25 protein-coding genes and 2 pseudogenes are annotated in these 23,146 nt (G+C 40.4%); 9 read left to right on the plus strand and 18 right to left on the minus strand.

The genetic code is table 11. The features are described from left to right. From ON09_RS04205 to ON09_RS26770, 7 genes and pseudogenes are all read right to left on the minus strand, one after another. Nucleotides 1–941: Y-family DNA polymerase (locus ON09_RS04205; protein WP_162097934.1), on the minus strand; the 941-nt coding region annotated here is incomplete at its 3' end. Further along, the gene (locus tag ON09_RS24075; RefSeq protein WP_051010170.1) at nt 883–1,188 is read right to left on the minus strand and encodes a Y-family DNA polymerase; all 306 of its coding nucleotides are present in this window, start codon (nt 1,186–1,188) and stop codon (nt 883–885) included. The genes ON09_RS24075 and ON09_RS04205, both read right to left, overlap by 59 nt. A 5-nt stretch (nt 1,189–1,193) precedes the next feature. Continuing rightward, nucleotides 1,194–1,832: an ImuA family protein gene (locus ON09_RS04210; protein ID WP_202947114.1), complete on the minus strand. Its 639-nt coding sequence runs from the start codon at nt 1,830–1,832 to the stop codon at nt 1,194–1,196. A gap of 890 nt (nt 1,833–2,722) precedes the next feature. Next, nucleotides 2,723–3,172 carry a DUF6602 domain-containing protein gene (locus ON09_RS04220; protein WP_010599813.1) on the minus strand — a complete coding sequence of 150 codons (450 nt, stop codon included), beginning with the start codon at nt 3,170–3,172 and terminating at the stop codon, nt 2,723–2,725. A 36-nt stretch (nt 3,173–3,208) separates the two neighbouring features. Next, complete coding sequence (locus tag ON09_RS04225; RefSeq protein ID WP_010599814.1) at nt 3,209–4,030, minus strand: SOS response-associated peptidase; 822 nt, start codon at nt 4,028–4,030, stop codon at nt 3,209–3,211. A gap of 4 nt (nt 4,031–4,034) precedes the next feature. Continuing rightward, nucleotides 4,035–4,283 carry a hypothetical protein gene (locus ON09_RS04230; RefSeq protein ID WP_010599815.1) on the minus strand — a complete coding sequence of 83 codons (249 nt, stop codon included), beginning with the start codon at nt 4,281–4,283 and terminating at the stop codon, nt 4,035–4,037. A gap of 239 nt (nt 4,284–4,522) precedes the next feature. Next, a pseudogene (locus tag ON09_RS26770) lies at nt 4,523–4,732 on the minus strand (restriction endonuclease); the annotation flags it as partial. 334 nt (nt 4,733–5,066) lie between these two features. Between ON09_RS26770 and ON09_RS04240 the strand changes: the two are divergent. The 3 genes from ON09_RS04240 to ON09_RS04250 all read left to right on the plus strand — a co-directional run bounded on the left by ON09_RS04240 (nt 5,067) and on the right by ON09_RS04250 (nt 7,111). After that, complete coding sequence (locus ON09_RS04240) at nt 5,067–5,708, plus strand: hypothetical protein (RefSeq protein ID WP_010599817.1); 642 nt, start codon at nt 5,067–5,069, stop codon at nt 5,706–5,708. A gap of 741 nt (nt 5,709–6,449) precedes the next feature. After that, a complete protein-coding gene (locus ON09_RS04245) occupies nt 6,450–6,776 on the plus strand; it encodes a hypothetical protein (protein ID WP_010599818.1) in 327 nt (108 codons plus the stop codon). 71 nt (nt 6,777–6,847) lie between these two features. After that, the gene (locus tag ON09_RS04250) at nt 6,848–7,111 is read left to right on the plus strand and encodes a hypothetical protein (RefSeq protein WP_010599819.1); all 264 of its coding nucleotides are present in this window, start codon (nt 6,848–6,850) and stop codon (nt 7,109–7,111) included. 722 nt (nt 7,112–7,833) lie between these two features. Here the strand turns inward: ON09_RS04250 and ON09_RS25085 are convergent. Next, nucleotides 7,834–8,007 (minus strand): hypothetical protein, encoded by a 174-nt coding sequence (locus tag ON09_RS25085; protein ID WP_157258830.1) that lies wholly within the window; start codon nt 8,005–8,007, stop codon nt 7,834–7,836. A gap of 339 nt (nt 8,008–8,346) precedes the next feature. On the opposite strand from ON09_RS25085, the gene ON09_RS04255 reads away from it, so the two are divergent. Then, on the plus strand, nt 8,347–8,580 hold the full coding sequence (locus ON09_RS04255) for a hypothetical protein (protein ID WP_010599820.1): 234 nt from the start codon (nt 8,347–8,349) through the stop codon (nt 8,578–8,580). A gap of 313 nt (nt 8,581–8,893) precedes the next feature. Here the strand turns inward: ON09_RS04255 and ON09_RS04265 are convergent, their stop codons facing one another. The 5 genes and pseudogenes from ON09_RS04265 to ON09_RS04285 all read right to left on the minus strand — a co-directional run bounded on the left by ON09_RS04265 (nt 8,894) and on the right by ON09_RS04285 (nt 12,252). Next, nucleotides 8,894–9,142 (minus strand): hypothetical protein, encoded by a 249-nt coding sequence (locus ON09_RS04265; RefSeq protein WP_010599821.1) that lies wholly within the window; start codon nt 9,140–9,142, stop codon nt 8,894–8,896. A 9-nt stretch (nt 9,143–9,151) separates the two neighbouring features. After that, nucleotides 9,152–9,319 (minus strand): hypothetical protein, encoded by a 168-nt coding sequence (locus ON09_RS04270; RefSeq protein ID WP_157258831.1) that lies wholly within the window; start codon nt 9,317–9,319, stop codon nt 9,152–9,154. Between the two features lie 966 nt (nt 9,320–10,285). Further along, entirely contained in the window at nt 10,286–10,408 is a 123-nt protein-coding gene (locus tag ON09_RS26465; protein ID WP_262495815.1) for a hypothetical protein, read from the minus strand. A 145-nt stretch (nt 10,409–10,553) separates the two neighbouring features. Continuing rightward, nucleotides 10,554–10,826: a helix-turn-helix domain-containing protein gene (locus ON09_RS04280; protein WP_238533602.1), complete on the minus strand. Its 273-nt coding sequence runs from the start codon at nt 10,824–10,826 to the stop codon at nt 10,554–10,556. 591 nt (nt 10,827–11,417) lie between these two features. Further along, nucleotides 11,418–12,252, minus strand: a pseudogene (locus ON09_RS04285) (DUF5694 domain-containing protein). Nucleotides 12,253–13,215: 963 nt separating this feature from the next. On the opposite strand from ON09_RS04285, the gene ON09_RS04295 reads away from it, so the two are divergent. Together ON09_RS04295 and ON09_RS04310 are read left to right on the plus strand one after the other, a co-directional pair. Next, nucleotides 13,216–13,848 carry a TetR/AcrR family transcriptional regulator gene (locus ON09_RS04295; RefSeq protein WP_010599827.1) on the plus strand — a complete coding sequence of 211 codons (633 nt, stop codon included), beginning with the start codon at nt 13,216–13,218 and terminating at the stop codon, nt 13,846–13,848. A gap of 723 nt (nt 13,849–14,571) precedes the next feature. Further along, the gene (locus ON09_RS04310; protein WP_157258832.1) at nt 14,572–14,823 is read left to right on the plus strand and encodes a hypothetical protein; all 252 of its coding nucleotides are present in this window, start codon (nt 14,572–14,574) and stop codon (nt 14,821–14,823) included. 621 nt (nt 14,824–15,444) lie between these two features. Here ON09_RS04310 and ON09_RS04315 read toward each other — a convergent pair. From ON09_RS04315 to ON09_RS25090, 3 genes are read right to left on the minus strand one after another with little or no spacing between them, the layout of a single operon-like run. Beyond that, nucleotides 15,445–16,179, minus strand: a complete 735-nt coding sequence (locus ON09_RS04315; RefSeq protein WP_010599830.1) for a LytR/AlgR family response regulator transcription factor — start codon at nt 16,177–16,179, stop codon at nt 15,445–15,447. Next, a complete protein-coding gene (locus tag ON09_RS04320) occupies nt 16,169–16,864 on the minus strand; it encodes a sensor histidine kinase (RefSeq protein ID WP_010599831.1) in 696 nt (231 codons plus the stop codon). Before ON09_RS04320 ends, ON09_RS04315 begins: the two co-directional genes overlap by 11 nt. Further along, a complete protein-coding gene (locus tag ON09_RS25090) occupies nt 16,831–17,292 on the minus strand; it encodes a hypothetical protein (RefSeq protein WP_157258833.1) in 462 nt (153 codons plus the stop codon). The genes ON09_RS04320 and ON09_RS25090 overlap by 34 nt, the downstream gene beginning before the upstream one ends. Nucleotides 17,293–17,511: 219 nt before the next feature. Here ON09_RS25090 and ON09_RS04325 point away from each other — a divergent pair, with 219 nt between their 5' ends. Continuing rightward, complete coding sequence (locus ON09_RS04325) at nt 17,512–17,982, plus strand: nuclear transport factor 2 family protein (protein ID WP_157258834.1); 471 nt, start codon at nt 17,512–17,514, stop codon at nt 17,980–17,982. An 8-nt stretch (nt 17,983–17,990) separates the two neighbouring features. Next, nucleotides 17,991–18,878: a hypothetical protein gene (locus tag ON09_RS04330; protein WP_157258835.1), complete on the plus strand. Its 888-nt coding sequence runs from the start codon at nt 17,991–17,993 to the stop codon at nt 18,876–18,878. 222 nt (nt 18,879–19,100) lie between these two features. Here ON09_RS04330 and ON09_RS25865 read toward each other — a convergent pair whose 3' ends face one another. Next, nucleotides 19,101–19,205 carry a hypothetical protein gene (locus tag ON09_RS25865; protein WP_238533603.1) on the minus strand — a complete coding sequence of 35 codons (105 nt, stop codon included), beginning with the start codon at nt 19,203–19,205 and terminating at the stop codon, nt 19,101–19,103. Nucleotides 19,206–19,345: 140 nt separating this feature from the next. Next, on the minus strand, nt 19,346–19,474 hold the full coding sequence (locus tag ON09_RS25870) for a sigma-70 family RNA polymerase sigma factor (protein ID WP_238533604.1): 129 nt from the start codon (nt 19,472–19,474) through the stop codon (nt 19,346–19,348). 717 nt (nt 19,475–20,191) lie between these two features. Between ON09_RS25870 and ON09_RS04335 the strand changes: the two genes are divergently transcribed. Further along, complete coding sequence (locus ON09_RS04335) at nt 20,192–23,143, plus strand: SusC/RagA family TonB-linked outer membrane protein (protein ID WP_157258836.1); 2,952 nt, start codon at nt 20,192–20,194, stop codon at nt 23,141–23,143. The last annotated feature ends 3 nt before the right edge of the window (nt 23,144–23,146 follow it).

Raw genomic sequence — 23,146 nt, forward strand, 5'->3', positions numbered from 1 at the left:
ACGTACACACTGAGTATCGCTCTTTCCGGCCAATACCGTTTAGCGGGTAGATAACGGTGTATCACCTGCAACCCCACCTTTCCAGCGACGCGGTCAAGCAATTTGATCACACTCTGATCATCAAGGCCAGGCTTCGATGTCCACATCTCTTCCTGGGGAACCTCTACATCATCCACTTTTGGTGCTTCCAGCACAAAAAGCTCGATGCCAAGGGCAGGCCTGATCTGATCGATTTTCAGCTGAAAAAGCTTCAACAGGTGACTGATGTTATGCGATGCTCCGCTCGTACCGATATCAACCTGTACCACTTTGCCATCGATCCGGTAACAGGTAAGCACACCAAAGCGTAGTCCCTTCCCCTCGGCCTGCATTCGCTTGCACAGGTTTTCCAGTAATTTATGGATGGCAATTTCAATTCCGTTTCTTGTTTTGATAGGCTCCAGGCAGGCAAGTCTTTCGCTAAACTGCACAGGCACCTGAAGGGGAGACAGTACTTCGATTTCTGTGCCTATGGCCTGGGCTAAGCGAAGCAGAAAATCCTCACCGAACCTTCTGCGCAGAACCGACCTGGGCATTCCGATAAAACTTTTGATCTGATAGAACCCCAGTTTTCGAAGTTTTGCCAGGGTAGTATCGTCGAGTCTTAATGCATCGGGTACCAGATTGAGCAGCGCATCCACATGTTCCCCAACAGGAATCAGCGGGGTAATTTTTCCGAAATGCGACACGGCCCAGGCAGCGCCGGGGTTATCGGCTATTGCTACGCGAACCGTGTAGCCCTTGCTTTTTAGCCTGGAAACGATTTCTTTCAGGTATCCGCGTTCGCCGCCCCAAAGATGGCTGCATCCGGTTGCCTCTAGGATCAGCCCATCCATTGCAAATTCATCGATGGCTACAATTGGAGAATAGCGCACACACCATTCGCCAAGACCTTTGAGCAATTTTTTTTGGTCTTTCAGGTTTATCATCCAACACCTCAAGTCCGGGGCAAATGGCCTTTGCATCGGCAGCACGCATTCCAACCTCTACGCCAAATCCCTGTGCCAGCTCGCTCACTGCTGTGATCATCATTCGGCCATGGTCGGGCGCAGCAAAAACAAAAGGTACACCGGAAAGCTCGGGCCTGCGGATAAGCTGCCAGTCAGCCAGCAGCTGGCGGAACCATATTGAAACAAAACGCCTTTGCATAATATCTATCCAATCTGCCTGCCCTCCATTTCAGACCAAACATTTTCTTTTTTGAGTTTCTTAACTTCTTCGAATCTTTCTCCCGCCCATTCCAGCACGAAGTTTCCAGGATTTCCGTTGCGCACCTTAAGCAGCTCGACCTGCCAGCGAGGAAACCCAAGGCCCGGCATACCATCCTCAGCTTGAGAAGGGAGGGGACTGATCCTCCACCTTGCGGTGGCTACTGTGCTTGCGGTTTTATTTTCATCTTTTCGAAGGATAAATCCGGTAACGCCACTGGACTCCACGGCCAGCTGCAATCTTCGGGATTCGATAAGTGACAGATTATTGACCTCGGCGACCACGGCCGCAAGTCCCTCGCATTTTAGTGCTTCCTCCGTGATCCATAACACATCCTTTTCGGTCCGGACATCCATAAAAATAATGCGCTCGGCCTCGACATTGAAAAGGCCGAGCGATGCCGGAAACAACCGACGAGAGGTGCTTGCCCAAACGCAGGCTGCACCGTTTTCCATCAGCACGGCAAGCAATCCTGCAATGAAGCCGTCACTCGCCGCCGAATGCTCGGGCTGAACAGTGATAAACTCATGGATTGCTTTTTTTTGGAAATACTCCACCAGGGAAAGCATCTTCAATCTCTCCAAGGCCGATGCGCTCAGCCTTGCCTGAGGCTACGGGCTTGAAGCCCTGCCACAACAGGATATCCTGTTGCAATTTTTGAAACAATTCCCTTTTAGCATCCATGGTATTTGAGTTAATTTTATACTATTTATATTAGTATTATCAAATTATACAACAAACATAAAGCTAAAATTGTTAGTAAAATATAAGATGTTGAAAAGATTGTACTTTTGGTGGAAAACTCTGATCAGGACATCGCCTAACGTTGTGCGCTAAAGACTGCCAATTTTATATCACAAAGGAAATAAAAAAGATTATTCTCTCCTGTTGCCAAAAAAGAAAACTTCAAAGATTAGAGATCCGATGGCTCAAATCCAACGAAACCCTTTGCTTTAAGGATGGCTGCCGTTTCTACCTGGAATCGCTTGTAGCCCTCGGGATCAGCGTACCTGGTTTCTATAACGCTGCCATTTTCCAAGGCCGTGGAGCCTGTGCAATATAGACTGGACAGGACGTTAGGCTGATAGGTATTTTTTAAAAGTGCCAGGATGTCAAACGCAAATTCGGAAAAATGCTGTTCCCAGAATGTCAATGACAGGCTGAAATATTGATCATCCTTATACTTCAGGCATTTCGATGTTGACCAAAAGGATAACGATGAGTTATTGTTTGGCTCAGCATTGACGTTTTCATTTCTGAACGTTATTTTTCCACTGTTATACTTTTCAAGCGTTTAGGCACGAAGTATAATTCCCCCATAAAATCTTCGGATCATTGTGGCATTAACCAGCTCATTCATTGCTGCAAAATCTTTTTCATGTTCTTTACGGAGCTCGAAAAATACCGTCGCACAAAAGAAATTGGCAGGAAGGTACATTTTGGCGCGACTGGTCGGAGGGTCTACACGAGCCAATTATGGCTTTAGCTTGGAAAGCTGGTTCACTGCATTTTTGCCGGATCGTCTGTTAAACGCGGATTTCACCTCAAATACCGCATGGACATACTCTACAGGAATTGCCAGCGACTGTCCCTGATTGGAAGAATCTGGATTACCCTCGACCCAGAGCACTGGGGATTCCAGCTGGTCATATACGATCACATCATAATGCACCATATGATCTTTACTGGAAATTCCGGGAGAAATGATATACCCAGCTGTTACCGCATATCTCTTTGGCAGAAATTCGCTTAGCCACTTTCTGAATTCGGCTTCTGCTACAAGACCATGTCTGACCTTAACCAGCTTGTTGTTTTCCATATCTTTCGCTAGATCATAGGCAGCAAGCATGCGGGTTTTTGCAGCGAGGAACTGTTTCCATCCCTGGCTTGCCAACTGCCGCTGGAGTGGTTTTTCATTGGACATATCTATTCTTCTTTTGCGCTAAAATAAAAATGAACACTAATTTCTCCAGTGGTCAAAATCCAGTTGTTCCTGGTCTACGAAACTAAGGTCAAGGGCAGGATGATCCGGATAATTAAGAGGGGTAGCCTCACCGGCAAAACGGTAATCCTTATCAATGGTGCATGCTTCCATCAATTTCGAAGGGATTTGGGTAAGCGCAATTTCAGTCAAACGTTCTTCGCTGGGCTGTTCCATTAACCATTCCCAGGCAAGATCATCGGTAAGTATGGTTGGCATGCGTTTTTTAGAGTTGTGGATCTGCTGCATGATGCCATTTGCAGCCGTTGTACCAAATGCTACCGTGCGCACCCATTGTCCTACTTCTTTATCGAACCAATCATTATACACGCCGGCAAACCAGAAATATTCCTTGCCCACGATTCCGATTTGATAGGGCACTTTATCGGTAGCCTTTAATAGCTGACCCTTTTTACCATAGGTAGGCACATGCATGGATTCGATGATCCCGGTAGAAAGTACAAGGCATCTGCGCTGACGTGCAGCCTCTGCCCACATAGACTTTTTGCCTGCCTCATTCTTAAAAAGATTTTCCGCCTTGAAATTTAGCGTCGTATACATGCCCCTGAATTTCTTTGCCTCTTCGCGGTCTTTGGCATATCCCGGAATAAATCCCCATTCGGCTTGCTGGATTTCAAAATCCCTGCGATCGTCTGTAGACACTAAGATTGCACAGGGTGCATAGTTGAAACCGTTGTGAACGCCGGTATCTAAAAAATCGTAATTTTTTACGGCTTTTTCTAACTGTTTAAGCTGGATAAACTCAGCTCTGGTTACTCTTTGTCCATTGTAATAACACATAATCCTATTTCCTTTTATTGCGGATATACACCGCTATTAACTTTCCAATTGCTGCAGCCTCTTTCTGGCGTCCCTCTGGAATGGAAGTCCAAAATTTTTGGTCCCTTAAATTTAAGCCCACTCCAATGACTAATGGTTTTAATCCGGAACTAAAGTTTACATAAAAAACCCTCTTTCCGGCTATTTCATGTTCTGCAATATGCAAAAGTTCTTCATTGAAATGCAGCTCAAAGGGAGGTTCTAAATCCCTCATTATTAAAGATAATAAAATGTTTTTGAATTCATGTCCGGCAAATTTTCTCTACAATAAATATTTTGGCGTGCTCATTCAATCGCAGTTTCGATTTCATTTCTTCATGCCTGCGGGATTTCCATTCAGTCACTCACGCAATTTATTTTAAATGAAAAATCTCCTGCTTATATATTTTTGCAGGATGTAATGCTGACCAACTAATGTCCTAACGAATATCGATAATCAATTTATCTGGTGCACTATTGATTTTTTTTGGTTTCGGTTATCCATTTAATGATATCATGATAGTCTTTTAAGTCAATAAGGTGTGGGTTATGGTCGTTTCTGTACTTTATCGCATCGGGTGAAAATGTAGAGCTGGTGAATATGACACCTTTATTGGCCTGCTCATTGACAATCACAGATTGAAATCCGCGAATCACTAAGACGTCTATTTTTCTGAAGGCAGTCCACCTTTTAACTTTCTTGTCTTGCTAACAGGCATGTTTATAGTTAACTGTTTGATTCATATGTAAATATAGTGAAGTCTTGGCAGGAATAATAGAAGGAGAAAAATCCGAAAAGGGGCAACAATAGTTTTATAACTACTATTGTTGCCCCCTCATCATCACTGATCTGGCGGAAGGAGGGGGATTCGAACCCCCGAGCCCCAATGGAGCTAACAGAGTTTAAGTCTGCCGTAATCAGCCACTCTACCACCCTCGAATATTTTCAGTTAATATTCAAGGGTGAATGTTAAATATAGCAATTTTATGTTGAAATAGGAAACGGTATCTTTGAGATATGGATCAAGATATTAATAACGCGTTCGTCAAATTACGTAAGCCATCAAGAGCGAATTTTAACGAAATATTTGAAAACTATTCCATTGTCTTTGAAAATCAAATGGATTCCATCAGGAAGGAAATCATTCTTTGTATAGTACATGACCTTCATCAAGCAGCCATAATGCTAACCAATCATTTGCTGGAAAAATTTCTCAGAGCCGTGATCGTGATTGAAGAGTCAGGGATAGAAAAAATGATTCCGGAAAACCAAAAGAAAATCAAAACCGCTTACAAAAATAGAAGGAGTAGTAGTTTAAATGATCTTAATGACGAGGCGCTTAAGCGAAATATAATTTCTGAAGTTCAGCACCAGCAAATCAAGGAGTATATCTTAACCATAAGAAATCCATATAGTCATGGATCTTCATTTCAGATTTTAAAGGACGAGAAACCAATAAAAACTTTGAGCGGTAGTTTTTCGGAAGGTATCAAATCAGAAATAATCGAAACCGATATTAACAGCTATTTTCCGCTGCAATCTCTTTTCCAAGAGATCCGCGCAATGAAAGATTCTGTGAAGTATTTTAAGTTCGTTGATGCTATTCTTTATTCTTTTTATAAAGAAAAAAATGAGCAGGTGTTTAGGCGTCAGTTCTAGATTATAATTATCTCTACTAGGATAGTTTTTGTTTGAAAAATCTCTAGTAGAGAACTTTAAAAGTTCCCTACTAGAGATAAATTGATTGAGGTTATGCGCATGCGACTAAAACATACTATGTTTTCAAAAGCCGCTCTGAAAGTTGCGGATCAATCTCCATCATTTTCCCCTTTAGGTTCGCTAGACGCGTTAAATCGTACATAAAATCCGTCTACAGAAGCAAGTGAGGCCACCCTTTATGGGGCAAATACTTTTTAAGAGGGTTTTGCCCCTTTTTTCTGTGCCCGTAATGCCTGTTTTCCAGATAGATCAGCTCCGCTGCCCGGTTGAGTTTCGGAGTTTGACAGGCACCCTCAGCATAGGTGATTTTGTCAGGGAATAAAATGCCTACTAGGTATCTTTTCGCCTTATTGAGGAGATGTCATACAGTTTGTCCAATTCACAAAGTGCATTTACGGCCATATCAGAAAGCTTTTTAATGTTTACCTGCGTTCCGTTGCGCTTTTACTGGCGTGAGACTGAATTTTTCGTTTCTGTATCTTTTTAACATTGGCTTTCGTTTTATCCTGCAAACATGGGGCACTAGCAAATGTGTTTTACTCTACTAGGCATAAATATTTATCCACTTAAATAATTTATAACTAGTAGACAGGTATTTAAATCCGGAAAAACTGAGCTTTAATTGTTAGATTTTTTGTTTGCTATTTTCTACCTTAGTTAAGTAATTAAATATTAACGCTCATGGATAAGAAAGTTCAAAAACAGATGTTTATTGTCAAATCACCTTGTTATAAATGCAAGGAAATGTTCAATGTTGCATTAGTAAATGAAGAAGTAGGGACTGGCCAGATTTACGGACCAGAGGAATTTACCAAGGAAGAAATGAGACTGGCCGAAGAACATGGCGTTCTTATCAAGGAACAATTCTCTGCAACTAGACAGGAAAGCTATTATGCAAATACCTGTCCCAATTGTGGTGTGTTTGTAGGACAACATTTTCTGTTTACAGAGTACTTTTGTGAGGCCAGCTATGGAGGCTGTGAATATGAAACAATTGATCTAGCATAACTATTGTTAACCTACTTACTGGATTCTCAATTCATTAAATTCTTACTGCCTTTCACCAAATCGCTCATTGAATGAATAATCAAATTAGGACCTTACTTATAGATCAGGCACGTAAAAAAATGCCAATTACCTATGGTGATGTGATGAAAAAGCTGGGACTCGATCATAATAATATTGATCACCGCAATAGTTTGAGCAACGAACTCTATGCGATTTCCAAGTTTGAGCATGAACACGAGCGCCCACTGTTAAGTTCGATGGCGATGTATTCTAAATTGGCCGATCATGGTCCCGGATTTTACGAACTGGCAGAAGAGTTTGGTTTCGGTGATTAGAAAACGCTTACTGATCGATTGTTTGCTTTCCAGGAAATGAATCGGTGCCAAGATTTCTGGTTGAATGATGAAAACTATCAAAAGAATTACGGCCTTCCGGCAATGGTGAATTATAATTACCCATTCTTCAACGGCGCTGAACCGATTGTTTACATACTTGGGGAGGCGTCAGTTGCGAGATAAAGTTTCACAATAGCCTGTACAATTTCATTAAGGAGACCTTTAAAAAAGAAGACCATATTGTTTCAAACAATGAACTAGATAACATTGAAGACGATATAGAAGAAAGAACAATAGACGCTCTAAATAATTGGACAACCGAGGGATTTTGGGCCTATCTGAGCTATTATTGAAGATGTAGTTGCGGTAAATATAGGAGTAAAAGAAAATGTTTCATAGGTAAGGAAATTGAGCAATAAAAGTAATGCAAAATATTAACCAACACAAGATTTCATTTTGATGATTAAGAAATTAGGTTTAAACTATTGCATTTTATTACGATATGCAAACCTACGTCTTATAAAAAGATAAGTTGCTGGCGATATTAGCAGAATCATCCACCATAAGTGATCATCTAAAGGAATATTGCAAGCTCTTGTGAATGGCTGTGATATCTGCATGTAATATAAGCCTGTTTTTGTTGTTCGCCCATCAGTAACTGAGCAACTTCCAGAAGAAGATCCAAAGACCTGGATATAAGTGTGCGGTCCACACGTACCCGCCTAATTAACAAAGTTGTAACCATTGCCTGGTGTAAATGTTGTTGCACCCGATGATGTAGGCCGATTGAATACTTTATCAAACTGATCGTAATTTGCGATTAAACATCCCTGACTAAAGGCAGAAAAAGAAATAAAATAAAACAGTAGGGACGATAAAATTAACTTAAACTTCATTTTTTTTAGACGTTGAATATTAATGAATGAATAACTCCTTCATTGAAGATGTCAGTATCCCGGTTGTAATAAGTAAGATGAGAATGGCTGCGGACACAAATAAGTATAGCATTAATCTGAGTAATCTCCAGAAATCGGTCTTATAGAGGATATAGTAAACTTTCAATGATAGCCATTGAAAAGCTAAGTTTATGGTACGCATATATCGGGATTGACAGCTTCACAACCTATTTAACGCGATATTGTTTGGGTGCTGACTACCTGATTTTCAAAACTTATCACGTATAAATACGTTTTATAAAAGTTCCCGGAAGATCAGTTTGACATTAAATTTAATTTATGAGAACGGGGATTGTCATCGCATACAACAGAAAAGTCAAGATTGGCGTAATAAAAGATAGCAACGAACAAAGAATAAGATTCTATTCAGAAGATGTTACTAATACTTTCCAGCGGTTTGATGTAGTTCAATTCGATATAGCGTTTATCGCTAGATCTTTGAGGGCTGTTAATGTAGTACATGTTTTGGATAGGCAGGGAAAACCGGTTAGAATGACTGTTGGGGTTGATTAATGGTACGATGGCTTATCAATATTCATAGCAAATTGATATCACTCTCCAAAATACCATTGCACCGCACCGGTACTTGCCAGTATGAGGATTATCACAAAAAAATTACGGCGGATTACCAACTCATTAGGTGGCTGCGGTTCCGTCAAGAAAGTGAGGAATGAAAGTAGATTTATTTTTTTAATAGTGCAAAGCTGTTGCAATACTATATTATCGCACAGCCAATAGCCTGAAATAATCAAGACGAAAGCAATTAAACCCATATATAAATAGCTAAACCATGGATTTCGCTATTTTACTTTATGTGGAATACATTCTAACGAATATATTGGAATAAGAAAATCCCAATAGTGAGGATAGCTGCTACAAATAATACAAACATTTTGTAATTATTATTTTGACGCAAAGCCTTGTAGTTAAAAACTAAGGAGGCAATCCCTAATACTATAACTCCAGATAATATAATAATCTTGGTCTCCGTAGTTATATCAAAGAGTTGAGTAGCTAAAAGATAAAGTACGAAAGGAACTATACCTAACCACTTTAGAGAAATTTTTCTTTCCATATTTATTTATTATTCAGCTGTCACCACTCCGTTACAATCTTGCGCCGCCGCATTACAATTATCACCCGCAGCTAATTGGTAAGCAATTGCTGCACCATGGCACACAGCGCCCAAAAGAACCGTAAGATCTGCCGCAACACACGCAACATGAGCTGCGGTAGCTGTTGCTCCTACCATTATTATACAATTTCTGCGAATTCTTTCGCAATTGTTCATATCCTCAACCTGCACAACATTACCTTTCAAACTGCTAATCTTAAATGGTGTTTCGTGGAATTCAAGACTTCGATACCTATCGTTGTTAGATCTTTTTGACTCACTTTTTCGAGTTGATATTCTTCTTTCAGTTTAAGAAGAACTGCATCCTGCTTTTGAACAAAGTCAGAGTATTCGGCGAAATCTTTGAATCCTAGTAATGTAGAAAATTTATTAAGTTCTGCCGCAGTTGGATTTGGTTTAGTAATTAATGACACTGCTTCTTTACCATTACTGCCATTTGCTATTAGAGATGCATTTTGTTTTACAATAGCGATAAATCTTTCGTCAGATTTTAGAGATTCAATTGTGGTTACTGTTTTTTCGGTTTTTTACACGACATGTAGGTTAGGGATACTACAAATAAGAGCGTCAGAAATAGTTTTGAGGTGTTTTTGAGTTGCATAATTTTTACGTTAAATTAAGATTTTAAGATTCTATAATGTTAGTCATTTAAATTATACAAAACTCCAATTACATATTTGTAGCGTTAATATTTCAAGCGAATTTTATTTATAAGGCAATAGCCATTAAATATACCAGTGGTAGAGGTCATTCCGAAAGTAGTTTCTACAACCTTGTTATAGATAAGTTGTAAAATAGTTCCGGGAATCAACTGCCAACTTTTTAATTTAGAAGTGGCTTATAACAAGAGGGATAATAGCCGTGTATAATAATGCGGTAAAAGAAGATTATGTCAAAGATGAGAATAACTAAAAGATAAGAGTCAATATTGGGAAGACAAAGGTGTTGTTAAAAGATTTGATAAAGTTACAATTTGAATTATTTTTTAGGAAGAGTTGCGGGCGGTAAATGTGATGCATACCAACGATGTGGTGAGGTAACCTGCGTATTCAAGAAATAAGCTGTTCGTGATAGGGTTATCAGTTACTCATCCCAAACATCAAACTCCCTGATATCATAAACCGTAAATGATTTGTATTGACGGCCATTATGGTAAAATATGTATTCTATATCATTAACCGGCAAACCTGTTTCTTCTATGTGCATATCGGGCGGTGACAAACCAGTTTCTTTTCGCAAAATATGGTGCCATTCTTTTTGCACGTTCAATCACGTATGGACTTGACTCGAATATTTCCATATTTGAATATAGCGAAAAGTTGTGAAAGTAATCAATGGTATTGTTCTTAAACTATTTGAGATTGGCTTCCAATAGTTCGTAGATGTCTGTTCGCTTGTAGTAAAGCGTTTTGCCTACTGTACTGTAGCTTATGGTTCCATGTATCCTCAGATTTTGCAACGTTCCTTGAGAAATATTCAGAATTTCTCTAACCTCAGCGCTTCTCAACCAATCTGATTTTTTACATGAACGAGGAGAAGACATAATGATTTCCTCAATATTTTTTAAAAGATCTTCTCTAAAAGATTTTAAATCCTCTTCCGTTATCAATGTTATTTTCATCATATTTATTAATTTTTAAATATGGTGCAATTTGATTGATAATGTTAAGTTTCTTTAGTGATCCTCAGCAGGATACCTAATGATTTTAATATTCCACTTTGGTATTAATTTATGCGGCAGAGGATTAAATCGCAGCGAAAATTTCTAAAAGATGAAGAAACGGACAAATTTCTTAAAAAGAAATTTCTTAAAATAAAAAACTACAATAAATGATTTATTTTTAACTTTATTAAGATTTGCAATCAAAAGAAGGCGAGGTGAGTCTTTGAAACGAAAATTCCAAAAAGCATATGTAAGGTATTGAAATACAGGTGGTTAGGTTGGTGGGCTCGACTTCCTTCGGATTCTTGGTGACGCAGCTTAAAAAAGCTAAGAGTTTGAATTTTGATGATGTCTGTGGTCATCTTTTGGCTTCTTCATCAAACATAAGCTAGTTTGCTTTGACATAATACTTTATTACCTTCCATTGCTGCGGTAACATAAAGTCTATATGCATATTTACAAACTCCGGGCAAGAGTATAATTGGCTAATAGCCTGATCGTAATAGATGTAATTATGCGTTCTACCAGCCGATTCCTAATTTGTGATCAATGTTATTTCAGATAATCAAATGGATCCTCCAATTTATATTTGGGGCTTCGTCTCAGAAAATCATTGAAAAATGCGGTATGTGTTCCACCCATCAGGATAAATATCCGGTCGTTTTTCTAAAGGGATCTGATTGAGGTTGGAGAAGATCACCAGATTCCTATGATAGAATTTTGCGGCCTCGTCGGCACCTTCTGATTTACCCTTGCTGGAGATATAGGTCAGCATATCTGCATTGATATTGATCATACTTTCCAGGTACTGGGGGTGGTTATTGAGTTTGAAAAGATCATAAAAGGGAATGCCTTCCTCAGGGTTTTTCTTCTCGTTCTCCTCGATGAGTTTCCAATACCTGTTATTGGTGCTTTTGTCCATTGTATGTTTTACTTTGCCGCCGATCTGGTAGTCATAACCCTCTTTAAAGTCAATTCCATATATTTTTTCTGCACGGCTTAATCTTGCAACTTCATAGGCAAGCAGCTCTCTTTCATCCGGATCTTTGAATCTCTTTTTCGGATTTTTGAGGTAGTTCATGTAATCTGCTTTTCTGGTCGAATCATTTTTTGGACGGTCTTCGATGATGATTATGGTTGGGCTAAACGCTGCCAGTTTCCTTGCCAGGTCTCTGATGTCTTTCTGGTTTTTTGAGTCTTTCTCGTCGAAAGCTGTTGAATTTGCATCTGAGGTTTCGCCCATATGGAATGTTGCGATATTGAGTACTGGAACTGCATCTTCGAATTTGTTCTGATAGATCTTTTTCTGGCTGTAAATGATTTTTTTCGAGCAGGAAGCCAATGTCAATAGAAAAATAAGGGCAGTAATATGAAGTTTGTTTTTCATTGGATAGTGGGCGTTCGCCTTTTTCTGATTGATGACTATCTGAGTTCTTTTGATTTTATTTCGGAAGTCAATGTTTTGATCCGTAAATAGATGGGTAGAAAACTGATGAAAATCGTAATTGAGGGTATAAACAGCGCAATGTTATCTTTCTTGTAATAAAAATAAATGGCGGCTGCTAGTACAAATGGCCAAAGGATGCAGATTCCAATGAGAACGCCTTTCAAAAAATTTCTTTGTTTGATCAGGGTTTTGAGATCTTGTGGGTTGGATAGGTTAGTGGATAACATTGATAATGTTGGATTTTAAGTATATATAATAATTTTAGTTTTTTATTTTGGGTAGGGTATGCCATTGCTATTTCATCAGTATAAATCAATGTCGTTTATAGAATATGCTTGACCTGGTTGTGCATCTTTTGTAATAGCTATCACTGGTCACGATCTTTTGGAGGTTGATCAGATAGCAGCGAGTCTGGCGCTTTGTATCGCAGAATTGATGAAGTGTCAACGATACGGCTCTATTTCTGCACCTGAGCGTTTTCGGATTTTGTTCTGCTGTCTGCATCTGGATCAGTTGTGCTTCTTGTTCCTTGCTACAGGATTACAAAATATCGTTCCAATAAATGGAGGAACAAAAGGTAATTTTTTTCATTGTTCAGTGTGTTCAAATGGTTGTTTGCAAAGTTTTGAATGGGTACTCAGAGCCTTTGTGTTGGATATCGAGTACAGTATTAATTTCTCCAATTTACGGAGAAGACAAAACTAGTGAAATAAATTTATATCACAATAGTGTGATATAAATTTTTCTTGCTTTTTTTCTTGTTGTATCGTGTTTTTAATCCAACGTTACCCTTTGTCAAACTGTGGCTTGTCGCTTCATGGAAATGAAGATGACGTTTATTTGTGCGGGCGGAATCTTTGATGGTGGCGCAAAAAATCGCAAATTGCACCAAAGTTGATTTAAATGGCAAGAAAAGTTACAGATGGCCCGGTCAGAAACAAAGAACGCACCAAGGAAAACCTAATTAATGCCCTAGGAGAAATCCTGAAAAAGGATGGTTTTTCGGCGCTGAGCATCAGCAGGGTTGCTGATGTCGCAAAGGTAGATAGGAGACTGATCTATGACTATTTTGGTAGCCTTGAGGGACTAGTAAAAGAGTATCTTAATACCAACGACTATTGGAAGATCCGTCCGGAGGAAGTGGGAGGTATTGTGGAGACCAGCAAGGCGGATGCCGGTAAGATGCTTGCTTACAATGTGCTGGAGAACCAGTTTGACAGCCTGATAAATAATGAGGAGATGCGCCGGATCATTACATGGGGACTCAGCGAGAAATTGCCGATTTTGAAAGCGCTTGATCTGAAACGTGAGGATATCGGTAATCAGGTGATGAGCGAGGTCTTCGATGCGCATTTTGAAGGCAGCGATAAAAACTTTCGGGCGATGTATGCATTGTTGATGGGCGGGGTCTACTATCTTACCCTTCATGCCAAAATGCAGGAAAATCCTTTTTGCGGAATAGACTTGCAGCGAGTTTCGGGTCAGGAAGAGATCAAGAAGGCGCTCAAGCAGTTTATTGAACTTGCGTACGCTTAATCTGTTTATAAACTTGCACTTATTCAATCACACAAATAACCTCAAAGTTCTAAAAGTCGTTTGCACTTGTCCGGGGTCATCCGAGTCAAGTTGATAAATTGAATACTGTTAGTTAAGTAGTAGGTATGAGCTTGCTGCTGTTACTTCCAAGTGTATTGGCTAAAATAAGTAGTTGACCAATTATTTACACATCTAGAGAAACCAGTTTTAGAGGGTTATTTTCAAATGAAACGGATTAACATTGATATCGCTTCTTTTATAGGTAATCATACAGGTTTTCTTAGTCCGATATTTTGTGATTTCCTCCCTATTTTCTATACAAACGTGCATTTGTTAATTTTCGTCGAAGGTGGAAACAAAATCACCATGTTCGGCATTGTAAACAAACAGGTTTACATCAATGGCCACTTCAGCAAATAGACATATTCAAATCCACAGGAGGCAGGAATCTACCATCTCCGTTAAAACTTTTTTGATTTCAATCGCTGTAAGTATTGTTGTCATTCTTTCACTTTGGGCATGGAAATCAATAGAACGGAAGTCCATCATTCAGAAAAGTCAAAGGCAGAGCCAGTTTTATAAAAACAAAATTGCTGCTAAGTTAGATGCTTCATTAAAAAACCAATTGCTGGTATTTAGCAAGCCATTGGTCTGGCAATCCGCACTGAACTTTTGAAAGGGGATAGGAAAGCTGTAAGTACTTATCTTAACCAGCTTATGACCATGGAGAATTTGCAGGAGGCATCCGTGATTGATAATTACGGAATAATCATAGCTTCAAGTAAAAAGTCAGAGATTGGACATCTGTATTCCACTTTCTATAATATCAACTTCCTCTCGACAGATTCAGCCAGACTGAATACACAAAGTGGTAATAGTATCATCATCACCAGTCCAATTTTTGAAAGGGACCGTAAAGTGGCTACCCTGTCCATTCATTACCAGCTGGCAAATATAGATCAATATTTCAAGTAATAACTGACAGCATTAAGTATGTTGACTTTATCTCCCGTTTTGCTTTTTTTTAAGGTCAAGTCATATAAAGCTTTTTGAATAAACTCTACACCACATTTGCCACCTATTTCTCCAAAATTTACCATTTTTACATAAGAAATTAGTAGAGAGGTACGTTCTGGCGTGGTCGGTTGGAGGGTCTAACCGCGCTAATGATGGCTTAAGCTTGGCAAGTCGGTCGACACCTTCTTTAGCTGATTTCGAGATTTCGCTAGCAGTGATCAACTTATTTCGGAAATCAAATTCAGTTTGTTCGGCCTAAAATGATCATCTCAACAGGTTGATTAGTGACATGATGGAGATAAGTCGGTTTCAATTTGATACTGGTCAATCCACAACGGAATCGTCTGGTCAACGAAGCCGAAATTTGCAACCATGTGCATCTTTTGTTTTTAATGCAGGCGACAGATCTAAAGTCAATTTTGAATGTACTATAGTTATCTTTTTGCCTGTGTATTAGGTCTGTTCTAACTGTTATTTCTACTTTATCCATTTATTTATTTAACAGGGAAATAAACCATGGCAAGCTAAATCACATTAGATTCCGTTGATGATTGAAAACGTGGCTGGTTTTTTAATAAATCATCTATTTACACAATTTAAAGCCGCTAGAACCTGCATTTGGTATTTGGCGCCAATTGGTATTTCCCGGGCTGAAATATAAACTTCATCTGGAGTATAAGAATCTATCTTATCAGAAGCCACCAGGTATGACCGGTGCACCCTTAGAAAAGCAGCCACGGGGAGCATGGCTTCAAGTGAGGCCATTGTAAGTTTGGTGATCACCGTGCCTCTGGTCGTATGGATTTTGACATAATCCTTTAAACTCTCCACGTACTGAATCTCATCCAGCTGGACTTTAATCATTTTACGATCCGCACGAAAGTAAAGGAATGCAGGGCTGGAAAAATCCGCTGCACCTTTTTTCACTGGTGCCTGCTGCGCAGAATCCTGATCAGGCAAAGCTTTCATCGCCGCTTTTAAAAACCGCTCGAAACTTACTGGTTTAAGCAGGTAGTCTGTGACCTCCAGTTCAAAAGCTTTAACCGCGTATTGCCCGAAAGCGGTAGTTAATATGATTTTTGGCGGATTGATGAGTGCGCCTATCAGCTCCAACCCGCTCAGTTGCGGCATCTGGATATCGAGAAACAGGATATCGATGTGCTCGGACTTTAGCATTGCAGCCGCCTGTAGAGCATTGCTGCATTCACCTGCCAGATGCAACATGGGAAGCTGGGCAATGTAGCGCTTCAGAACTTCCCTTGCCGGGGGTTCATCATCCACAATCAGGCAATTGTACTTTACATTATTCTCCATGATCAGATAGCTTAATTTCCAGGTCAACAATATACATTTCCTCCATATTACTGATTTTTAGCGCATGCATTCCGGGGTAGAGGAGCTCAAGCCGCTTGCGGACGTTTTCAATTCCGATGCCAGGCATTCCTGTTTTAAGCTGTCCGGGCTTTCCGTTAATAAGTTTCATTGTTAGCCAGTCAACATTCATCGAAATATCGACGCTTATCCAGGGCCGCTCAATTAGCTGACTGGCCCCATGCTTAAAAGCATTTTCAGCGAAAGGTAAAAGGATTAAGGGGGCTATGCGGTAACCGCCGCCGTCTGGCAGCTGAAGGGAAATATCGAGACCCTCCCCATAGCGCGCGGATTCGAGCTGAATATAATCGCGGATCATTTTAAGTTCCTGATCAAGCGGAACCAATGGCTTATTACAATCATATAAGATATAACGTAACAGCTCGGCGAGTCCCATAACCATGGCCGATGCTTTCGGGGAAACTTCCTGCGTAAAAGCATATATATTATTTAGGGTATTAAAGAGGAAATGGGGGTGCAATTGCGCTTTCAACATCTGAAGTTCTGCGTTCGCCTTTTCCTTCTCTAATCGCAGTGCAGCTTCCTGCTTTTGATAAAAACACTTCATTAGCTTAACCGCCGCGGCAACCCCGCCTACGGTGATACTACCCCGAAGACCTGCCAGCATAGCGTGCCGAGCTGGATGTAAAAGACTGGATGCCGCTCAGTAGCAATCCTTGGCGATAAGCGGGCTCCGTTTCTATGGCGCAGGTAATCCACCAGGCTCATCGACAAAGCAGCGGACAAGGCGGAAGTGAGCACCATTAGTAATATCGAGCTCAATACCGCCCAAAGATAATCCCCTGGAATCACCTGCCTGGGGATAACCCAATACATCAGCGTGTAGGCCAGGAACATGCTCGGAATCAGGAAAATTAGCGTTTCGGGCAGCGTAATTAAAATCCGGTTAAGGAAAGCCTGATGTTGGAGCACCGGGGAAGGTGAAAAGGAGTATAACAGCAGCTGAAAAATAAACCATGCGGACCAAAAACTCAGGTGCCGGGCAAGGCGCCAGCCTCCCTCACGCGCGAAAAGAAAAGGAAGTTGCTGCATCATGGATCTGATTTCAGCTCTAATATACAGATCAATTCCCTGCTAATCCCATTCGCTGCCGGATATTCGACCAAGCCGGGTATCACGTCTATCAAAGCATTTTATCGACGACGAAATCATTCCATAGACCAGAAATGATTGTGTGTCTTTCCCCGGAGTAACTTAGGCTACTTTTTATTCCATCAATATTCCATGCCTTTACCTTTAAACAAAAAATCAACCATGAAAACAGTTTTGCTATTCACGTTTTTGTCATTCTTTTATCTTCATGTCACCGCCCAGATGGATACGACAAGCTATCCCAAAGAACGGGCAGAAATCAGGCAAGTTTTGCGAAGCCAAAAACCGGGAGTGACAACAGACTGTAGCGACATGATAGCTGTGGGACCAAAAGGGGATATCTCTTTTTCTCGCCAGCAATGGTTAGCCGTGCAGCAAAAAGAAAAGCTTACCTTCAAGTCCGTCAGGCCAGTTCCGGGTAATGAATACATCCGTATCTATGAGGGCAACATCGCCGTGGTGAACCTGCTGATTAAAGTAAACCTCTTGGTCAACGGCCAGGACATCAGCATCAAAGTCCGCCGGCTGGAAGTCTACCACAAACGCTTGGGCAACTGGTGCCGGGTGGCGGGACAGGGTACCCAGGTAGACGAAGGGCTTTTTCCTACTGATGCCGGTAACAGACCCCAATAGCCAAGGCCATGAAAAAGATAATACAAAAATCGTTAAAACTAATGATCGTGCTTATTTTATTGAGCAGCACTGCATGTAAAAAATATAAATCTCAGCTGAATCCGGATAAAGACAGCAAAGGCACATACAGCTTTTCCAATACCAAGTACACGGGCCTGGCCAACGTAGGCGACCACTATTTCCCAAGGCCCCTGTCACTGCGCTTCGGTGCAGCAGATGAAGTCACCTTCTGGTCGCACCTCACTTTAAGCGTTTGGAGAAGGGGAGATGTTAAGGGGAAAATAACCAAAGTAGAACAGCGGCCGCAGGGTCAAACCAAGATCACCATAATGTTTGAGCTGCCAGGGGAAGAACAGTTTAACTCACCTCAGGTTTATATCATTTCTGCCGACAGAAAAAGCATTACCGGCGGCAGCACGCCAATCATTTCTATGGTGGATATGAAGCTTTTTCCAATAAATGCCCCCAGCATTGTTGGCCTATGGGCGCAGCCCGAGCATCCTGACTGGTTCCCCGACCTCAACGCAATAACTTTTGAAAAAGCCGGGACCACTACATACAACCAGGGCGGCAAACCGGTTTATTTTATTTATGATGACAAGGTTTTATATAGACAAAGCTATAAACAGGACGGCTCGCGCATCAGTTTCTTCGGTGTTAATCCGGTCGTCATGCCTAATATGCTCACCTATATCCCTTATTATGGCGTGCTTTCCAGCGGTGGCACAATCCTGTATGTAGATGCCTATGACCTCCAGCGCAAGAATCACCACCTCATTAAGCACCATTCCATGGAATGGACCAAGAGGCGTTACCCCATGGCTCAACAGGCAACCGAATTGAAACCTGTATGCCTAGCTGGATCAGTTTATGCTGGGATATTTGGATATGTATGATATAAAGGATTTGGGTAGCTTTGACGATATCATTTCGGAATTTTAAATCAGTATCTTGTGGTAGAAACCAATCACCTCCAGCAGATTAATAAATAATAAGTTAATGGATAAGTGATGTCTTGTCCTATGCTTGTCAGTCCGGCATGGAGTCACCTAGCTAACAAATCCTAAATCTTCAGTTAGGGAGCTTCTATAATTACTTTATTCTATTTTTATAAATTGTCAAGCGGTATTTAGTATTTCCCGAACTGGGCGTATGCTCGTTTTGATAGTTTCCAATGGAATTTGAAGTTCGTTTGCTATCTCCTCATATTGATAACCCTCCATATATCTCGTAAATGGGATGGAATATGCAGTAGGTAAGGCTTTTAAAACCTTCGTAATGTCCCCGACAAAAAATGAACCTATAGCACCATTACTTTGCGAAGTGGTTAATAAGTTTCCCGATGAGATTTCTTCCTCCTGTGTTATGATCTCGTTTTTTTTCGATTTTTCCTGTAGTCGTTAATGAAAGTATTTTTCAGGATGACAAACAACCAACCCCTTAAATTCGTGTCTTGTTCGTAGTTATAAAAAAATCGAATGGGCTTGATCATGGTATCCTGGAAAAGATCATTGGCATCTTCCAAATCATTAGTAAATTTAAAGCGTAGTTCTTCACTGCACGCGCATGTGCATAAATCTGCAGGTTACAATCGTTTGCATTCATAAGTTTTTCATATGGGCCTCTCAGAGATCCCAGGCATTAATATTTATGGTTGTTCTAGTTTTTTTCGCGCAGTTTTAATGTCTTTAAAATTCCCCGAAATAGAGCTTCTTTCCTTATGGATAGGTGCTTGTTTTTTTTCTCCTGATCATAGCCATATAATTTTTGTTTTCTAAAACATCCTGAATGAGCAATAGATAGCTTATCCTTCATTAGCTATCTTAATTTCGAAAAATTCTGCTAAAAGCCTTTAATTGTACAAAAGCAAACCATTTCCGTACAAAAACAGCCCCTCCAAATTTTGATTTGCGCTTAGTTTTGTATCAACCAAATATAATGCAGCACATGAGAATTAATCAGCAAAACACACAGCTGGAAGTTGAGTCCGTCGGTGTTCCAGCCGAGAGAAGAAATTACCACTATTCGTATCTCTCTCCTTTTCCATAAAAATAAATAATCAAATACATGCATATCAAAGCAAAATATGAGCAGCGAAGTTTACATCCGTCGTGATTTACTGGCGCAGTGAATAAATAATCATCTTAATACTAACCATTTATAAACTTGTATGATAATAAAAATACACAAAATGCTCAAAAGCAGTCTCATGGCTGTTGTCCTGCTTCTCTCTGCGGTAAACATGGGTTATGCACAGGATCTTATTTCAATTAAGGGAAAGGTAACTGATATTAAAGGCGATGTACTGGTAGGCGTATCGGTTAAAGTAAAAGGGAGCAATACCGGAACATCGACAGATAAAAATGGAGATTATACGTTAAAGGCAGCGCCAGCGGCCATTTTAGTATTCTCTTATGTTGGGTTTGATAGCCAGGAAATAAAAGCGGATTCCAAAACAATCAACGTAAAGTTAAGTGGAGATAAACAGCTGGACGAGGTTGTAGTGGTGGGTTATGGAACGGCTAAGAAAAAAGACCTTACCGGCGGCTTAGCGGTGGTTGGAAAAGAGCAAATTAATATGGTGTCTACGCCAAATTTAATGGATCGTTTGGTAGGGCAGGTAGCCGGTTTCAGTATTACCTCAGGTAATGCAGCACCTGGAGCCAATCAAACCTTACTTATCCGTGGAGAAAACTCGCTGTCTGCTAGTAACAACCCGTTAATTATTTTAGACGGAATTCCTTATAGCGGATCTTTGGCAGATCTAGATCCCAACAATATTGAAAACTTAACAGTGTTAAAGGATGCTTCAGCCGTAGCGATTTACGGATCGAGAGGGTCGAATGGAGTTATCTTAATCCAAACCAAAAGAGGGCAGCTAGGCAAGGCCAGTGTTTCTTACCGTGGGCAGTTAGGGATGGCTGAGCCCATGCAGCGTATTGATGTAATGGGTCCGAATGAATATATCCGCTTTCAGCAGGACATTGGTCGATTGAGGCAGGGTTATACCGGCTATCTTTTAGATCCTATTGCCGGCGACATCATTAGTGTAACAGAGCGGGGCAATTATCAGCAAGGAATTACCCACGATTGGCAAGATTACATTTTTAGAAAAGCGATGACAATGGATCATCAATTAAGCATTTCTGGTGGAACCGAAAGTACTAAATACATTGCCTCACTATCGGCACTGGATCAGGATGGTGTAGTATACAATTCCACATTATCACGTTTAAATATGACTGCTAATTTAGACCAAACTTTTAATAAGTGGTTGACTATTGGTGTGGGCATGCAATTTACGCAAAGAAGTGATGGTGGGATCCAACCAAATATTGAGCATGCCATCAAGCAAAGCCCTTACGGTAGTTATCGAGACGCCGCAGGGAATTATGTACCCGAGCCGATGGAGTATTCATTAATTGCCAATCCAATGAGGAATGTAAATGCAATCCAGGATCGGTTGAACAGAAATTTCTTTTTATCGGGTTATGCCGATATCGTACTACCTGTTAAAGGATTATCGGCAAGATCTAATTTTGGATATAATTATAGAAGTGGGTTCAATGGAACTTACTATGGCAGAAATACTTTTGATGGAAGAGAGCAGGCAGGTTTAGTGGGTGGCCGTGCTTCTGTTAGCAATTCTCACTATCATGATTACACCTGGGAAAACTTGTTAAAGTACGAAAAGCAAATTGGTGATCATAAATTTGACGTGACAGGTTTATTCAGTATGCAGGCTGATCGCCTTGTAAATTCCAATCAAAGTGGTGAAGGTTTTGTAACTGATGATACCGAGTATTTCATGATGGGCACCGCTGCCCGTAATATTGTTATTGGCTCAAGTAAGGAAGATAAGGCATTACTTTCCTATATGGGACGCTTAAATTATGCTTATAAAGGGAAATATTTGCTCACGTTTACCGGACGTAGCGACGGTGCTTCTGTTTTTGCAAGAAACAATAAATACGCATTTTTTCCAGGTGGCGCATTGGCCTGGAATATTGGTGAGGAAGATTTCCTGAAAGATAATATAAAATGGCTGGATTTCTTGAAATTACGTGTTTCTTATGGCGCAAACGGAAACCAGGCCATAATTCCTTATCAGTCCTTGGACCGTTTATACTCCAATGTAAAATATATTTGGGGTGATAACGGTGTTCCTGTGAATACCGCCTATTTAGCCGGTGATGGTATCGGTAATCCAAATCTGAAATGGGAAACCACTTATTCTACTAACCTGGGTTTAGATTTCCAGTTATTAAAGAATAGAATAGCCGGTACGATTGATGGGTATGTATCAAATACCAAAGATTTATTGATGACCCGTACAGTGCCAATTATGAATGGTTACAGCCGTATTTATGATAACATTGGCTCAACCAGAAATAAAGGTATTGAAGTAACGCTAAATACAAAAAATATAGACGAAAAAGATTTTAAGTGGAGTTCTACATCAGTATTCTCATTGAATCGTGATAAAATCGTAGAGCTGAGGGGTGATGGAAAAGATGACATCAATAACAACTGGTTTATCGGAAAACCACTGCGTGTATTTTATGATTTTAACATGATTGGAATTTGGCAAAGTGGTGAAAACTACAGTATGCAGCCAGGAGCTGCTGCCGGCGCTGCCCGACTAGAAGATGTAAATGGTGATGGTATCATCAATACTTCTGATAGAAAAGTAATTGGTTCGAAAAATCCGAGATATACCGCTTCATTAGCCAATCGCTTAAGCTACAAGAATTTTTACGCTTCGGCATTGGTGACAGGCGTGTTTGGCGTTTGGCGTGATGACCACATGGCTAACCTTGGTTCCTGGACTTTCGGAATCACCAACTATGTTCACGGCGCCAACTACTGGACACCTGAAAACCCGAATGCAACTATTGTTTCCCCAGGTTACCTCAATACGCAAGGACATGGTTTCTACAAAAAAGTAAACTATGTTCAGGTGCGGAACATCACCTTGGGTTATCGGGTTCCTCAAAATATCACAGGAAAACTAGGCTTAAGTGGTATTGATGTCAATGCAAGTGTAAATAACTTACATACCTTCTCTAACATCAGACAGGTACTCAATTACGATAACTCATGGATGGCTTCTTTCCCGACGGCACGTTCCTACATGTTTGGCCTAAACGTAAATTTCTAATTT

The sequence above is a fragment of the Pedobacter agri PB92 genome (assembly GCF_000258495.1).
Classification (GTDB): domain Bacteria; phylum Bacteroidota; class Bacteroidia; order Sphingobacteriales; family Sphingobacteriaceae; genus Pedobacter; species Pedobacter agri.

Excerpts from the sequence above, each read along its gene's own strand:
- ON09_RS24075 (WP_051010170.1), bottom strand. The coding sequence starts at position 1,188 with ATGCAAAGGCGTTTTGTTTCAATATGGTTCCGCCAGCTGCTGGCTGAC.
- ON09_RS04220 (WP_010599813.1), bottom strand. The coding sequence starts at position 3,172 with ATGTCCAATGAAAAACCACTCCAGCGGCAGTTGGCAAGCCAGGGATGG.
- ON09_RS04225 (WP_010599814.1), bottom strand. The coding sequence starts at position 4,030 with ATGTGTTATTACAATGGACAAAGAGTAACCAGAGCTGAGTTTATCCAG.
- ON09_RS04230 (WP_010599815.1), bottom strand. The coding sequence starts at position 4,283 with ATGAGGGATTTAGAACCTCCCTTTGAGCTGCATTTCAATGAAGAACTT.
- ON09_RS04240 (WP_010599817.1), top strand. The coding sequence starts at position 5,067 with ATGGATCAAGATATTAATAACGCGTTCGTCAAATTACGTAAGCCATCA.
- ON09_RS04245 (WP_010599818.1), top strand. The coding sequence starts at position 6,450 with ATGGATAAGAAAGTTCAAAAACAGATGTTTATTGTCAAATCACCTTGT.
- ON09_RS04250 (WP_010599819.1), top strand. The coding sequence starts at position 6,848 with ATGAATAATCAAATTAGGACCTTACTTATAGATCAGGCACGTAAAAAA.
- ON09_RS25085 (WP_157258830.1), bottom strand. The coding sequence starts at position 8,007 with ATGAAGTTTAAGTTAATTTTATCGTCCCTACTGTTTTATTTTATTTCT.
- ON09_RS04255 (WP_010599820.1), top strand. The coding sequence starts at position 8,347 with ATGAGAACGGGGATTGTCATCGCATACAACAGAAAAGTCAAGATTGGC.
- ON09_RS04265 (WP_010599821.1), bottom strand. The coding sequence starts at position 9,142 with ATGGAAAGAAAAATTTCTCTAAAGTGGTTAGGTATAGTTCCTTTCGTA.
- ON09_RS04270 (WP_157258831.1), bottom strand. The coding sequence starts at position 9,319 with ATGGTAGGAGCAACAGCTACCGCAGCTCATGTTGCGTGTGTTGCGGCA.
- ON09_RS26465 (WP_262495815.1), bottom strand. The coding sequence starts at position 10,408 with ATGCACATAGAAGAAACAGGTTTGCCGGTTAATGATATAGAATACATA.
- ON09_RS04280 (WP_238533602.1), bottom strand. The coding sequence starts at position 10,826 with ATGATGAAAATAACATTGATAACGGAAGAGGATTTAAAATCTTTTAGA.
- ON09_RS04295 (WP_010599827.1), top strand. The coding sequence starts at position 13,216 with ATGGCAAGAAAAGTTACAGATGGCCCGGTCAGAAACAAAGAACGCACC.
- ON09_RS04310 (WP_157258832.1), top strand. The coding sequence starts at position 14,572 with ATGGAGAATTTGCAGGAGGCATCCGTGATTGATAATTACGGAATAATC.
- ON09_RS04315 (WP_010599830.1), bottom strand. The coding sequence starts at position 16,179 with ATGGAGAATAATGTAAAGTACAATTGCCTGATTGTGGATGATGAACCC.
- ON09_RS04320 (WP_010599831.1), bottom strand. The coding sequence starts at position 16,864 with ATGCTGGCAGGTCTTCGGGGTAGTATCACCGTAGGCGGGGTTGCCGCG.
- ON09_RS25090 (WP_157258833.1), bottom strand. The coding sequence starts at position 17,292 with ATGATGCAGCAACTTCCTTTTCTTTTCGCGCGTGAGGGAGGCTGGCGC.
- ON09_RS04325 (WP_157258834.1), top strand. The coding sequence starts at position 17,512 with ATGAAAACAGTTTTGCTATTCACGTTTTTGTCATTCTTTTATCTTCAT.
- ON09_RS04330 (WP_157258835.1), top strand. The coding sequence starts at position 17,991 with ATGAAAAAGATAATACAAAAATCGTTAAAACTAATGATCGTGCTTATT.
- ON09_RS25865 (WP_238533603.1), bottom strand. The coding sequence starts at position 19,205 with ATGGAGGGTTATCAATATGAGGAGATAGCAAACGAACTTCAAATTCCA.
- ON09_RS25870 (WP_238533604.1), bottom strand. The coding sequence starts at position 19,474 with ATGATCAAGCCCATTCGATTTTTTTATAACTACGAACAAGACACGAAT.
- ON09_RS04335 (WP_157258836.1), top strand. The coding sequence starts at position 20,192 with ATGGCTGTTGTCCTGCTTCTCTCTGCGGTAAACATGGGTTATGCACAG.